This is a genomic window from Pedobacter sp. ASV28, assembly GCF_016428855.1.
GTDB lineage: Bacteria > Bacteroidota > Bacteroidia > Sphingobacteriales > Sphingobacteriaceae > Pedobacter.
Genome location: NZ_JAELTN010000062.1, coordinates 16,277 through 29,347, shown reverse-complemented (window position 1 = coordinate 29,347; position 13,071 = coordinate 16,277). Strand labels below are relative to the sequence as shown.

The following is a 13,071-nucleotide window of genomic DNA, read 5'->3' as shown; positions in this document are numbered from 1 at the left end:
ATATGGATGTTGATGTTGTAAACCGGGCCTTGTTCGGTGGCTAACTGGGCCATGCCGTTATTGTTAAAGTCGTCTTCTGTTAACTTAAGAATAGGCTTATTCAACTTGTTGGCCAACCAGATTACCGCTTTACGTGTGAGTTCTTCGGTCCAAACGCAATCTTTAACTAGCCAAGGGGTGTTAAATCTGGTTAGTCCAGATGCAGCATCTTGATCTAAGATAAATTCTACATTGTCAGAAAGCTGTAGGTAGGTTGCAGGGACCTCACTGGAGATTTCACCCTCAACGGCTTTTTTAATAATGGATGCTTTTTTCCTATTCCAAGCCATGAGAATAATTTCTTTGGCCTTGAATATAGTACCTATACCCATGGTAATGGCCTTGGTAGGAACATTAGATTTACCTCCGAAATCACGGGCGGCATCCCTACGTGTTAAGTCATCAAGGGTAACCAGCCTTGTTCCCGAGTTTGGAGCAGAACCAGGTTCGTTAAAACCAATGTGTCCTGTACGTCCAATACCTAAAATCTGAATATCCAGTCCGCCAACACTTTCTATTTTGCGCTCATAGGCCAAACAGAAAGCTGGAATTTCTTCAAGATTTAAAGTGCCATCAGGAATATGGACATTGTTTTTGTCTATGTCTATATGATTGAATAAATTTTCATTCATAAAGGTAACATAGCTTTGAGCCGCATTGGGCTGCATTGGATAATACTCATCCAAGTTAAAGGTGATTACATTCTTAAAGCTTAAGCCTTCTTCTTTATGTAATCTTACCAACTCCGCATAAACGGCTATTGGGGTAGCTCCAGTGGCTAAGCCCAATACAGCATTTAGGTTTTGTTGTTGTTTTTCTTTAATAAGAGTAGCTATTCTTTGGGCTACACTTAAAGAAGCTTCTTTTGGGTTTTTGAAAATGGTTACGGGAAGCTTTTCGAACCTCGTTTCTTCTAATAGATTTAATCTTGCCATTAATCTTGTTTTTTATTGAACGGAGCAGTAAATATAGAATAGTTATTGCACAAAAAAAATATGGTGTTTTATCTCTTCTATATAAATGTTTTCAAAAAGTGCCTTGTAGTGGCTATTCAAACGGTTGAAACTTTTTAAAAAAATTAAAAAACTTTTAATTAAGGGGATCTGGAAGAAAGAAAATGGAGTGAAGTGGGGCATTCTTGGTTTGCCGTTTAAAAGTAAGTCTACTAGGATTCAATGAAATTTTAGTGTTTTTACTACATTCGTCAAGTTTATTCTCGTAAAGTATATGAACAACCAAATTCACAATTTATACCATAAATCTAACAAAGCGGAAAAACTGATCATTGGCCTGATGTCTGGAACTTCAATGGACGGGCTAGATATTGCCCTATGTGCTTTTAAAGGGTCTGGTGATCAAACTAAAATTAGGTTGTTAAACTTCAAAACCGCAGACTATACCGCACTTTTTAGAAAGCAGGTCAAATCTATCTTTTCAAAACGTGATGTTGATTTAGAAATGGTTTGTCTGATGAACGAACAAATAGCGCTTACACATGCCCTGCTCATTAATGAAGCGATTGCCGAATGGGGTTTTAAAAACGAAGATGTAGATTTTATAGCGAGTCATGGTCAAACCATTTATCATGCACCAAAATTGCTGCATAAACAAGAAGGTTTACCTAATGGTACATTGCAAATTGGAGATGGAGATCATATTGCGGTAAATACGGGAATAATTACTTTAAGTGATTTTAGGCAAAAACACATTGCGGCAGGAGGAGAAGGTGCCCCGCTTGCTGTTTATGGTGATTATTTGATCTTCTCTAAACGAGGTGAAGATAGGATCATGCTGAATATAGGAGGGATAGCTAATTTTACCTATTTGCCAAGTGATGTTGATCCTAAGAAGGTTTTCTCCACCGATATTGCCCCGGGAAATACCTTAATGGACCAATATGTGCAAAAACATTTCGATGGGATTTACTATGATAAGGATGCGGCGATTGCTAAATCAGGAAGAGTAAACCATAAATTGTTGAACGCTTTGTTAGAACATGATTTTTTTGAAGCGAGTTTCCCCAAAACAACTGGTCCCGAATTGTTCAATCTCAGCTATCTGGAGCAGGCCCAAATAGAAACACAGACCGAAAGTATAAGTAGAGAGGATATTATGGCTACTTTATGTCATTTTTCGGCGAAGGGTATAGCTATGGCGGTTCAAAGAACTATAGGGGCACATTCGCAAGCCAAAATTTTCATAAGTGGCGGGGGGATGCACAATCTGTTATTGCTAGAGCTTTTGCATGCAGCTTTGCCAAATGTGCAGTTTGAAACTACCGATCAGCTGGCAATAAATCCAGATGCTAAGGAAGCGGTCTTATTTGCCTTGTTGGCCAATGAAACACTCACAGGAAGCATTGTAGATTTTGGCGATAGGGAGGGGGTTCCTTCCTTGAGCATGGGCAAAATCAGTTTGCCAAAATAAAATCAGAACTTCATATGTTGCGGCGAATAACATAATGAAGTTATATGGATATTTTGAGAAAAGAAATCCATCTTTTGCGCATCAAAGATGTGAGTCAGATAGATGGTTGATTTCTATATTTTACATCAAATAATAGTGGTCCCTTTTAAATGGTAGGCCTCCAGCTCTTGCGCATCAGCAGGTAATTCCGTAATTAAATAATCAATATGGTCTAAAGAACTCACCTTTAATCTGAAAGAAATATTTAATTTTTCGGAGATGCAGAGTACGGCTGTTCGCTTAGCGGCAGCTAGCATGGCCTTCTTCAATTGGTTGATCTCCCAATCGGTATCAGTCAATCCATCAATGGGGTGTAATGCACTTGTGCCCATTAAGCAGAGGTCTGCTTTAATGTCGTTTAATTGGCTGATCACGTGGCCTCCATAGGTGATTTGGGAGTTTTTGGAAAATAGGCCGCCTATCAGAATCACTTCTATTCTCCTGTATTTGGCCAGCTCTATGGCCACTAATGGACTAATGGTGATAAATGTGGCGTAGATGTGTTGGGGCAATTGTTTAACCAGTTCAATAACGGTGGTTCCCCCGCCTGTTAAAATGACCATACCATCTTTAATTAATGGAAGGGTTTTTTTTGCGATGGTTATTTTGGCATCTTTTGCATAGACAGAACTGTCATCGAAAGAAGATTGATATGATTTTGAAAGTGCTCCGCCGTGTACCTTATTCAATAGGTTGTTATCGGCCAACTCTTGTAGATCTCTTCTAATGGTATCTTCAGAAACATTTAAAAGTTCTACCAAATCTGAACTTAACACCCTATTGTGTAAGTTGATTTGTCTCATAATGGCATTGTGTCGTTCTTTCTTCAGCATGTGTTTGATGTTTTTAGGTGTAATTGTGTGATTTTAGGTGTAATTATTTGGAGCTTTCATGCCTAATAACAACAAATAAAATTATTAACCAAATTTGAATTTATGAAAAAAAAATTACTCATGCTATTCTTTGGTATGTTTTTGGTCTTGTTTCGAATAATGGTCTTGTAAATTGAGGCGTATTATCGAGGAAGTTGGATAATGGGGGCGTGTGCTGTATGAGTATAAGAATACTGCGGCTGTCGTACAGGCTAACGTCTATAGCTTGCAAGCAATAGGATTAAAAAGAACATCTATAAATCTTTCCTGTAGCTGTTTTTAGCCAAAATAAAAACAGGATTTAAGGATCATATCAAAAAGCGACCAGTTATTAATGTAACGTTAGTGCTTTTTGGGTGATTGAGAATGTGTTGGACGTATGGCTACTTATAAAATGGTTATGGTTTGAGTGTGATAGGCCTCGAGTTTTTCATCGTTGGGTTCAAGTTCTGTGATCAAAAAATGAATATTTTGTATGTCGGCTACCTTTAACCGTAATGAAATGTTCAGTTTTTCGGAAATGCATAGAGCGGCGGTCTTTTGGGAGGAGCCAATCATGGCTTTCTTGAGTTGGTTGATTTCCCAGTCGGTATCTGTGAGGCCATCAATGGGGTTTAATGCGCTCGTGCTCAACAAGCACAGGTCTGCCTTGATTTCGGAAAGTTGATTAATTACTTTTCCCCCATAGGTAATCTGCGAGTTTTTGGAGAATGAACCGCCAATTAAAATAACTTCTATCATTCTAAATTTGGCCAATTCCAAGGCTACTAAGGGGCTTACCGTAAAAAAAGTGGCATGTAAGTTTTCAGGTAATTGTTTGACCATTTCAATAACTGTGGTGCCGCCACTAATCAGAATAACCATCCCATCCTTTATTAAATGAATTGCTTTTTTGGCAATATTTTTTTTGGCATCTTTTGCATATACCATACTGTTATCAAACGAAGAATGGTAGGATTTGGATAGTGCACCTCCGTGTACCTTGTTCAATAAATTGTTTTCGGAGAGTTCTTGAAGGTCGCGTCTAATGGTGTCTTCTGAAACATTTAACAATTGTACGAGGTCGGAGGTAAGCACCCTGTTGTGTAGGTTAATTTGGCGCATGACCAGATCTTGCCTTTCTTTTTTTAGCATTTTACTGTTTTAAGAGAATCAAGCCCTAAAGCTATAAAATTTTGTGCGGGTTTTTACAGGTTTTTGCAATAATGATTTGCGGTTGTTAAAATAAATAGTTGATAATTTTCTTTTTTTAATGGAAAACATTTTTGATATTTACTTTAACATTAATATTTTGCGTGTATTTGCGTTTTTATAATGTTTACAACAACAAACAAAAATCACAATTAACCAAATTTGAATTTATGAAAAGAAAATTACTCATACTTTTCTTCGGGGTGTTTTTGGTGTGCATACAAGTTTTTGCACAGCAGGTTACAGTTACAGGAAAAGTTAATTCTTTGGATGGTGCAATACCAGGTGTTTCCATTAAAATAAAGGGGACAAACGTGGTAAGCCAAACCCTTGGCGATGGAACCTATACGATTAAAGCGTCGCCAAATGATATTTTGGTGTTTAGTTATATAGGCTATACTACTTTAGAGAAAAGTGTTGGAAGTGCCACTGTTGTTAACGTAACCTTGGTTGAAGATTCCGAGGGCCTTAACGAAGTCGTTGTGGTAGGCTATGGCACGCAAAAGAAAGGAAGTTTAACAGGTGCAATCACTTCTGTCAATGTGGAGAAGGTGTTTGGCGACCGCCCAATTCCTGATGCGGCCAGAGGCTTGCAGGGTGCGGTTCCAGGTCTTTCTGTAGTAGTTCCTAGTGGAGAGGTAGGCTCAGATCCTATTATTAGGATTCGTGGGCAGGTAGCTTCCCAGTACGGTTCGGCCCAGCCGCTGCTATTGATGGATAATGTGGAAATTCCTAGTATGCAGTATGTAAACCCTAATGATATTGAAAATATAACGGTATTGAAAGATGCTGCTTCAACTGCTATATATGGTTCTAAAGCCGCTTTTGGAGTAGTTTTAATTACCACAAAAAAAGGAGCCAAAACTGATGAAAATAAGTTTACCTACTCCAATAATTTTGTGTGGCAGTCTCCATTTAAAGCGCTTGATATTGCTGGTATTGATGGCTTGGAATATACCTTAAATGCACATGAAAATATGAAACAGCCTGGTCCCGCAGGTGGTTTTTGGCGCATTGATAGAACAAGTTTCGAAAAAATTAAAGAATGGCAGGCTAAATATGCCGGAGTAATCGGTAACGATGATCCGGTGGCTTACGGGCGTGACTGGTATTGGGACGGTGCGCAAAAATTTGGTTATAGAATTTATGATCCAGTAGCAGCAATGATTAAGGATAATGCCTTGTCGCAAATGCACAACCTGGGGTTGAACGGAAAAAGTGGTAATACAAATTATAACTTGAGTATAGGATATTTGGGCCAAGAGGGGATGATGAAACCTGCCAAGCATGACGACTATAAGAGGTTTAACCCATCGATCACTTTATCTACCAAAGTTACCGATTATTTGACTCTTCGTGGTGGAGCAAGATATGCAGATGGAATAAAACGCAATCCAAACTCGCTAAATGCAGATGCTTTCACAGCAGACCCTTGGTTATACTTATATCGCTGGAGTCGTTTATTCCCAATTGGCGTGCAAGAGCAAGGTAAAGACATTATAGATCCTGCCTTTTCTGCCCGAATGTCTAACGATCAAATTCGTGCCGAGAAGTATTTAAATATGAATTTAGGGGCTACAATCAATATTACCAAGGCTTGGGATGTGCAAGCTGATTATGCTTATAGTACACAAAATAATTTGCTAACCTCATCAGTTCCTTATGTACAAGGTCGTACTACTTGGTACGGTGTTGATGCGCTTAAAGATGCAAATGGAGCTCAAGTATATGTTGATGAAAATGGAAATGTTACCAACACAGGTGGCATGCCGGCCTACCAGTTCCCTTTAACAGACCATACCATAAAAGCAAATACTTATTTTTCACAAAATAATTTTAGGTCAAAACGAAATACCTTAAACCTACTAACCAATTATAATCTGAATTTAAAGGATCACCAGGTTAAGTTTTTATTGGGAAGTAACATCGTTGGTTATGACTATTCTAGTCAATATTCAAAACGTACTAACCTATTAAATGGTGATAATCCACAGTTCAATTTTGCTCTTGGTGGAATCCAGGAAGCTGGTGGAGGTGCAGGTTGGGAATCGCAAGTTGGCTTTTTTGGTAGGGTAAATTATGCCTACAAAGATAAATATCTTTTCGAAGCTACTTTGAGGAGAGATGCAAGTTCGAAATTTCCAACACATTTGAAATGGAGAACTTATCCAGGGGTTTCTGCAGGTTGGGTTTTCTCTAACGAAAGTTTTATGAAACCCGTAGAACCTGTATTGAGTTTTGCTAAAATTCGTGCTTCATGGGGTAATATTGGAGATCAGGCGGTAGATAATGGTATCTATCTTCCACTAATGGATCCAATGCAGAGTTCGTGGTTAAATAGTTCGGGCATTCCTAATTATTACTTGGAAACCCCTCCTGCTGTTTCTCCAAATGTTTCATGGCAAAATATTGAACACATGAACCTTGGGCTTGATTTGAGGTTCTTTAACAACAAGCTTGGTGTTACCGCAGAAGTTTTCCAACGCTACACTAGAGATATGATTATTGCGGGTGATGTGCTGCCTGCTACTTCTGGTATTTCTACCGCACCTCGGAGTAACCTTGGAGAATTGAGGACCCGTGGATGGGAATTGAATTTGGATTTTAATCATCAATTTGCTAGTGGACTTCGTTTAAGTATTGATGCCAATCTTGCAGATGCGGTAACTTTTATTACAAAAGGTGCCGATTATCAAACGCCTTGGGAAAATAGGTTGTTAAGTAATGGCTTTTCTACGGGCCGAAGATATGGCGATGTATATGGTTTTGTAACCGATAGGTTATATCAAAAAGATGATTTTGTTTACGATGCTAGTGGCAACTTTGTGCAAACCAACATTGTGTGGAATGGTGTTAGTAAACGAACAAATAAACTGGTTGGAAGTAACCCTGTTTACCAAACGTATTTTGAAGACGGTAATCAAACATTGCTGATCAGCCCTGGGGATGTGAAATTTGTGGATGTAAATGGAGATGGATACATTGATGCGGGAAACGGTACTAACGGCAATCCTGGAGATAGGGTTGTAATTGGAAATACAACGCCAAGATACCAATATGGCTTCCGCTTGGGTGCCGATTATAAAGGATTTAGCTTATCTGTTTTCTTTCAAGGTGTAGGCGAAAGGAAAATTTGGGGTAGCGGACAGTTGGCCATACCTGGCTATTTTGCCAAAGAAGGAGCGATGCCACAAGCCATTGCCGAAAATTATTGGAAACCAGATCGTACCGATGCATTTTATCCAAGAGCATGGAACTTGGGTGGTGAGAATGAAGGATATGTAATGAGGGCCCAAAGCAAATATATGCTAGATATGTCTTACTTAAAAATAAAGAATATTACATTGGGTTATAGTTTGCCTAGTTCTTTACTTAAAAAGGTGAAGGTAGCTAGTGCACGAGTGTACGTCTCACTAGAGAACTTCATTACCTTTGATAATTTGAGAGGACTGCCAATTGATCCAGAAGCGATTTCAGGATATTCTATGTTAGGCTCTGGTAGTTCAAATTATAATTTAGGACGTACAGGTACTTCAAATCCTGCATTTAAGTCGGCTTCTGCAGGACTTCAAATTGGTTTTTAATTTAAAGGAAGAAAGAAATGAAAATAGCATTTAAAATAATATTCGTCTTTATCATAATCGTGTTTACCGGTTGTAAGAAGTTTTTAGACCGACCACCTTTGACTTCAGAAACGGATGAAACAACTTGGACGAGCGAAGAAAAATTGCGTCTTTACGCAAACCAATATTACCCAACTTTTTTTACCGGCTATGGTAATAGTTACACGACTACTGGGGCTCCACTGGTAGATTTTACCAATAGCGATGATATGGTGGTTCAAGGAAACCAACTTAACTTTACACGTGCTGTGCCAAATAGTAGTATTTGGAGCTATACCACTATCCGTTCTGTTAATATTATGTTGGATAGGATAGAAACTAAAATGTCAGGGGTATTGACACCTGCCGCAAAAGCACATTGGTTAGGGATTGGACGCTTTTTCAGGGCATTTAGGTATTCGCAACTGGTACAGAGCTATGGGGATGTGCCTTACTATACGAGAGAGGTATATAGTAATGAATTAGAAGAGCTATATAAGCCTAGAACCCCCCGTAATGAAGTGATGGACGGGGTGTATGATGACATGAAATTTGCCATGCAAAACGTTCGTTTAGATGATGGAGACCAAAATGTAAACAGGTATGTTGTGGCGGGCTTTGTATCTAGGTTGGCTTTGGTTGAAGGTACTTGGCAAAAATATTATTACAAGAATAATGTACAAGCCAAGAAGTTTTTAGAACTAGCCGTTCAGGCGGCAGATCTGGTCATGACTAGTGGCAAGTACGATATCAATACCGATTACAAAACACTTTTCACTTCTAAAGAGCTAAAAGGAAATAAAGAATGTGTATTGTATAGAAATTATGATCCTGCTGCCAAGGTTACCCATGCCATTGCCTCTTATGGTAACTTAGCCGAATCTACACTTAACGGACCTACTTCAGATTTAATTAAATCATATATCCTTACTAATGGTCAAGTATGGCAAAATCCGGGTGCTTTGAATGCATCTTTTAGTTTAGATAATATGATCGTAACACGCGATTCTAGATTTGAAGCGACTTTTTACAGTAAACCTAGTGTACTAAATAGAGGTTCTTACTACTACATTACGAAATTTTTACCTAGAGAAGTAGAGAAGCGTACACAAGTAGATCTACTTGGTATGCCTCCAGAATTTACTGGGGATAAAAATGAAACGGATGCTCCAGTATTACGCTATGCAGAAGTATTGTTGAATTGGATTGAAGCTAAGGTAGAATTGGATGATCTGGGCGGAGCTGCTGTGACGCAAAATGATATCGAAAAATCGGTCAATAAAATCAGAAGTAGGCCCTTGGCGGCAGAGGCGATAACTAGGGGAGTAACAAAAACAGCCCCCCTTAGTTTAACAGCTCTTCCGGCAGATCCAAGTAGAGATCCAGAAGTTTCTGCTTTATTATGGGAAATTAGAAGGGAACGCAGAATGGAGTTTGCCTTTGAAATTTTTCGTTTGGCAGATTTAAGAAGATGGTCTAAATTGAAATATATGGACAATAACCTGAACCCATATTTGATAACTGGCGGATGGGTCAATTTCCAAACGCAATTGCCTAGTGTTTTAGTCGCTGCAAATATTGGTAAAGTTGCTGTGGTAAGCTTAACTGGAACGGAGACCGTTTACAATGGAACTAATGCTGCAGCCATGACCGGATTTTATAAAAATATTGCTAATGTGGGCCGTTTGCCATTTCTAAACCAAGCCAATATTAATCCATATTTAACACCTGTAGGTATTGTACAGATGGATGACTATAAAGCCCGTGGATATAAACTGCAGCAGACACAAGGCTGGCCCCAGAACTAAGCAGTTATAATCTATATTTATTAAATAATAGACAGAATAATATGAAACTAACATATAAAACATCAAAAATAGGGCTTTTGGCAACCTTTATGGGATTGCTAATTCTAGCTTCATGTAAGGATGATTTTCCCAAAGCACCTGAGACCTCCGCTAATGTGAGTGTTTTAAATTCGATTAAAATAGTCAATGCTGGTGCCGCTGGTACTACCGTATTGCAGGGAGTAGTTGATGAAGATGCTAAAACAGTGTCATTTCCTAGAATAGAACCAGAAACGGATTTCTCAAAACTAAAATTTGAGGCAAATGTATCGACGGGTGCTAAGTTGGAGAAAGAGACTTATCCAGTGACGTTTGAAGATGGGCAAACGGAAAAAGTGATCGTGGTTAAAGTTTTAAATTCTCCACGTTTCCGTGAGTATTTGGTTAAGTTGAGGTTAAAAGTGCCTGTGTTTGGTGCTGATTTTGAAAAAGCGACTACTTATGACTTTACGAGTAACCCATTAGGCAATCCAATTTATGAAGCCTTTACTGGGGCGCTAACCAGGGGTAGTGGATTTGATGGGCAACACGTGTTAGTGGTAAGAAGAGAGGCGCCACATTTGCTTAAAGTTGATGAATTAAAGGCGGGTGTAATCAATAAGATTATGTTAAATATGACTGGAGTTACACAAGGGACCTTTATTACTAATATGGGGGCGCAAGTAAATGGACATACCTTTATCGCAAACCTATCTGGTAATACAGCAGCTAGCCCTCTAAAAATTTATCATTGGACTAATCCTAGCGCAGCTCCTCAAGTCATCGCTAATATAGATGTAGGAACGATAGCTAACGCAGGAGTTAGACATGGAGATAATTTTTCCGCTAGCCTAGATGATCAAGGGAATGGCTTTTTCTTTTTTGGTGATAATGCCGGTACTAAAATATTAAGGTTCGACGTAGCTAATTATACTACAGTAACCAATCCAACGGTTTTTGCAATACCAGTAACCGGTGCTGGATCTTGGATCTCCTATAATCGCATTGGTAATACAAGCGAGTATTTATTTACTGGTCACGATGCACCTGTTGCATTGGTGTCAGACGGTGGTGTAGCTTCATTTACCATGAGCAGAACAATAATCCCGGTAAGAGGGTCAGATGCCCGTGTAGTTAACTTCAATGGCGAGCGTTATTTGATTATAACCACCGCGGCGAGAACGGGTGCGGAAGCGACCAATTTTATGGTTTATGATATTACTAAAGGTGCAACGGTAAAAGATGCTTTAACCAACCTAAATAATCTGCCTACGGCTAATCCGGTGTTTAACTATTCTTTGATGGGTCCTGTAAATACATCGCCGGCCTCACAAACAGGTTTTTATGTTAAAAAAGATGGAGCTGGTAAAGATGAAACGTTGGTGCTTTATTCCGGTGCAAGTGATGCTGGTTTCGTATTTTTCGAATTTGGAAAAAAAGTAGCTACAGATTAACTAATCTAAAATTGGATAGGTACCATTATTAAATTTGAACTGCTTTAAAAATGTTGGGAGACAAATTTAATCTTGTATTTATCTATCCAATTTAAAATCAAAATATACGCTTAGCAATAATATATTTTATTAGTATAAACTTAAACGATGAAAAAAAAACCTTTACATCTGGTGGCAGTGCTGGTATTGGCACTTCTTCTAAACGCTTGTAAAAAAGGTAGTAATGAGCCAACGCCAGATCCCACTAAGCCCCCAGTAGAAACTGGAACGCCTATTTTTCCTAAAAAGGAAGTAAGGGCAATTTGGATGGCCTCCGTTTACGGTTTAGACTGGCCGCAGAGCGATTACAGTGCTGCAGGTCAGAAACAACAGTACATCAACTATCTTGAAAAGTTTAAAGCGTTAAATATAAATACGATATATTTTCAGGTAAAGGGAATGGGAGATGCTTTCTATAACTCAACTTACGAACCTTGGAGTGCAGCCATCACTGGGACAAGAGGTGTAAATCCCGGGTATGATGTGCTTAAATTTATGATAGACGAAGCGCATGCAAGAGATATTGAGTTTCATGCTTGGATGAACCCCTATCGTATAGCCACTCGCTCTGGAACTAGTAGCTCGTTTCCCGCACTTCATCCTTCTGTTCAATCAGATTGGGTACTCAACTTTCCAACCATACAAATTTATAATCCTGCTTTACCTGAAGTGAGACAAAGACTAGTTGATATTGTAAAAGAAACGATAACGAAATACGATGTTGACGGAATACATTTCGACGATTATTTTTATCCCGAAGGCGAAACATTTAGTGATCAGGCCGATTTCGTAAAATATGGCGCTGGTATAGCCAATATTCAAGATTTTAGGAGGGATAATGTCAATAAAGCGATAAAGGGCGTATATGATGCCATAGTGGCAACTAAGCCGGGTGTTATATTTTCTGTTTCACCTGCTCCAGAAATCAATAAAAACTATAATACTTTATATGCCGACGTTAAGAAATGGAATCAAGAAGGTTGGATAGATGTGGTGATCCCTCAATTGTATCAGGAGATTGGAAACCAATATAACGATTTCCAGTTGCGACTTGCAGAATGGACAAATAACAGCTATAAAGCAGCATTAATGGTGGGACATGGTTTTTACAAATTTGGAGATGTTACTATGCCCTCAGCTTTTCAATCATCAGGAGAATTACAAAGGCAATTTGATCTCACTAAACTGAACAATAAAGTTGTGGGAAATGCAATGTACAGTGCTAAATATCTTAATTCGAATAAGGTAGGGATTACAGATAAACTGGCTTCTATTTATAAAGATCCTGCTGTTATGCCATTTTTAGGTCGTAATGTAGCTGCGGCTCCAACTCCAGCTACCAATGTTCGAATAGAAAATGGAGAATTGAAATGGAATGTTTCAGGAAATCTGAAATCGGTTGTATATTATTTTTCTGATTTAAAGAAGGAAGGAAAAGTATTAACCATAATCAAAGCAAATACCATTTCAATTAATACCAATGGCTATTATGCTGTTTCAACATTAAACGCTGATAACCAGGAGAGCAAGCCGTCTGATGTAGTAGAGAAAAAATAATAATTAGCTTAAATTAAAAAGAATT

Annotated in this window: 8 protein-coding genes; 5 read left to right on the top strand and 3 right to left on the bottom strand. The window is 38.6% G+C overall.

The window, feature by feature from the left end; all coding sequences use genetic code 11:
• Positions 1-974, bottom strand: a 974-nt coding sequence (gene nagB / locus JHD79_RS18555; RefSeq protein WP_199120852.1) for a glucosamine-6-phosphate deaminase, incomplete at its 3' end; no start/stop codon positions are given.
• A 292-nt stretch (positions 975-1,266) separates the two neighbouring features.
• Between nagB and JHD79_RS18550 the strand changes: the two genes are divergently transcribed.
• Positions 1,267-2,466, top strand: coding sequence for an anhydro-N-acetylmuramic acid kinase (locus tag JHD79_RS18550; RefSeq protein WP_199120851.1), 1,200 nt, complete (start codon positions 1,267-1,269; stop codon positions 2,464-2,466).
• A gap of 125 nt (positions 2,467-2,591) precedes the next feature.
• Here JHD79_RS18550 and JHD79_RS18545 read toward each other — a convergent pair whose 3' ends face one another.
• Complete coding sequence (locus tag JHD79_RS18545; RefSeq protein ID WP_199120850.1) at positions 2,592-3,338, bottom strand: DeoR/GlpR family DNA-binding transcription regulator; 747 nt, start codon at positions 3,336-3,338, stop codon at positions 2,592-2,594.
• A gap of 426 nt (positions 3,339-3,764) precedes the next feature.
• Entirely contained in the window at positions 3,765-4,511 is a 747-nt protein-coding gene (locus JHD79_RS18540) for a DeoR/GlpR family DNA-binding transcription regulator (RefSeq protein WP_199120849.1), read from the bottom strand.
• Positions 4,512-4,738: 227 nt separating this feature from the next.
• Here JHD79_RS18540 and JHD79_RS18535 point away from each other — a divergent pair, with 227 nt between their 5' ends.
• From JHD79_RS18535 to JHD79_RS18520, 4 genes are all read left to right on the top strand, one after another.
• On the top strand, positions 4,739-8,152 hold the full coding sequence (locus JHD79_RS18535) for a TonB-dependent receptor (RefSeq protein ID WP_199120848.1): 3,414 nt from the start codon (positions 4,739-4,741) through the stop codon (positions 8,150-8,152).
• A 17-nt stretch (positions 8,153-8,169) separates the two neighbouring features.
• The gene (locus tag JHD79_RS18530; RefSeq protein ID WP_199120847.1) at positions 8,170-9,978 is read left to right on the top strand and encodes a RagB/SusD family nutrient uptake outer membrane protein; all 1,809 of its coding nucleotides are present in this window, start codon (positions 8,170-8,172) and stop codon (positions 9,976-9,978) included.
• Between the two features lie 41 nt (positions 9,979-10,019).
• Positions 10,020-11,450, top strand: coding sequence for a DUF4623 domain-containing protein (locus tag JHD79_RS18525; RefSeq protein WP_199120846.1), 1,431 nt, complete (start codon positions 10,020-10,022; stop codon positions 11,448-11,450).
• 147 nt (positions 11,451-11,597) lie between these two features.
• Complete coding sequence (locus JHD79_RS18520; RefSeq protein WP_199120845.1) at positions 11,598-13,046, top strand: glycoside hydrolase family 10 protein; 1,449 nt, start codon at positions 11,598-11,600, stop codon at positions 13,044-13,046.
• Positions 13,047-13,071: the final 25 nt, after the last annotated feature.